Source organism: Holospora curviuscula (assembly GCF_002930195.1).
GTDB classification, from domain to species: domain Bacteria; phylum Pseudomonadota; class Alphaproteobacteria; order Holosporales; family Holosporaceae; genus Holospora; species Holospora curviuscula.
On record NZ_PHHC01000033.1, the window covers coordinates 1 to 1,393 of the forward strand.

Sequence of the window (1,393 nt, forward strand, 5' to 3'; positions counted from 1 at the left end):
TCATATCCTAAAATTTAACTTAAATTTATCATACCTAACATGTGTTAGGTTAGTCAAGAGCTATTTGTAACATATGAAGTTCTTGTGAACGAAATCTCTCTGGAAGCTGTACATAAACCACATGCTAATCAGATGAGGTTCTATATGCTATTAACCCAAGCCCAAAACTATGATCGCCTGAAAGAAGTTGCACATATTATTGCTACAGCAATTATGCGTGTGCAATCTAGTCAAAACCTAGGCAAATCAAGGCTTTCAGAGAAACTTTCTCTTGACTTCTCTTCAAAAGGAAGCGCTTCTAGAGCAGGTTTGTTAGAGAAAACTAATTATGGTCAAGATCATGAAAGAATCTGTTATTAAACAAGTTCTGGCTTTACAAAGTAAAAGCACCGCAGAACTTAAAGAATTGTGGCGAAGTATCTTTGATACGGATGCACCGCCTCATTCCAAAACTTATCTCATCCCAAGGCTAGCTTATCGGCTGCAAGAGCTTGCTTACGGCCCTATGGCTGAAAAATCAGCAAAGCAGCTAGATAACTTAGCCGATCAAATGGAAAAAGGTAAACAATTCACCAATCACTATATGGCTTCTAAACCTTTAGCCGGCACCAAGCTCATCCGTGAGTTCTAGGGCGACTTGCATGAGGTGCTGGTTTCAGAAAATGGCTTATCTACCAAGGGCAAAGCTATAAATCATTATCCGCCATCGCTCGTAAAATCACCGGCACCAGATGGAATGGACCGGCCTTCTTTGGAGTGCGCGGTAATAAGGAGGCTTGATGAACAAAAAAATACGCTGTGCCATTTATACACGTAAATCCCATGAAGAAGGATTAGAGCAAGCTTTCAACAGCCTTGATGCGCAAAGACTTTCCGCTGAAAGCTACATTGCCAGCCAACAACCTGAAGGATGGCGCGCTTTAGCTAAGTCTTATGATGATGGCGGCTACTCAGGTGGCACCCTGAAGCGTTCGGCTTTGCAAGAGTTATTTCAAGATATTGAAAATGGCCTAGTTGATTGTGTGGTGCTTTATAAAATAGATCGTTTATCGCGCTCTCTGATTGATTTTTCCAAAATTGTAGAACTGTTTGATAAGCACCAGGTTGTCTTTGTGGCGGTGACCCAATCCTTCAACACCTCACGTTCCATGGGGAGGTTGATGCTTAATGTTCTGCTTTCTTTTGCACAATACGAAAGAGAATTAACGGGTGAGCGTATTGGGGATAAATTTTCCGCCTCCAAGAAAAAAGGCATGTGGATGGGCGAAAATCCGCCACTTGGTTATGACATTTGTGATCGCAAATTAGTGATCAATCTTGAAGAAGCAAAGCTGATTCGGCATATCTTTAGCCGTTTTTTGATTTTGCGCTCAACCACCAATCTGGCGCGGGA

Annotated in this window: 4 protein-coding genes; all 4 read left to right on the plus strand. The window is 41.9% G+C overall.

Annotated elements, in window-relative coordinates; genetic code table 11:
* Positions 1–84 precede the first annotated feature (84 nt).
* Positions 85–360: a hypothetical protein gene (locus HCUR_RS00665; RefSeq protein ID WP_104206309.1), complete on the plus strand. Its 276-nt coding sequence runs from the start codon at positions 85–87 to the stop codon at positions 358–360.
* Positions 341–631: a DUF2924 domain-containing protein gene (locus HCUR_RS00670; RefSeq protein ID WP_165780590.1), complete on the plus strand. Its 291-nt coding sequence runs from the start codon at positions 341–343 to the stop codon at positions 629–631. The genes HCUR_RS00665 and HCUR_RS00670 overlap by 20 nt, the downstream gene beginning before the upstream one ends.
* Before the next feature lie 38 nt (positions 632–669).
* Positions 670–780 carry a DUF2924 domain-containing protein gene (locus HCUR_RS09985; protein ID WP_104206311.1) on the plus strand — a complete coding sequence of 37 codons (111 nt, stop codon included), beginning with the start codon at positions 670–672 and terminating at the stop codon, positions 778–780.
* Positions 780–1,393, plus strand: a 614-nt coding sequence (locus tag HCUR_RS00680) for a recombinase family protein (RefSeq protein ID WP_129591793.1), incomplete at its 3' end; no start/stop codon positions are given. The genes HCUR_RS09985 and HCUR_RS00680, both read left to right, overlap by 1 nt.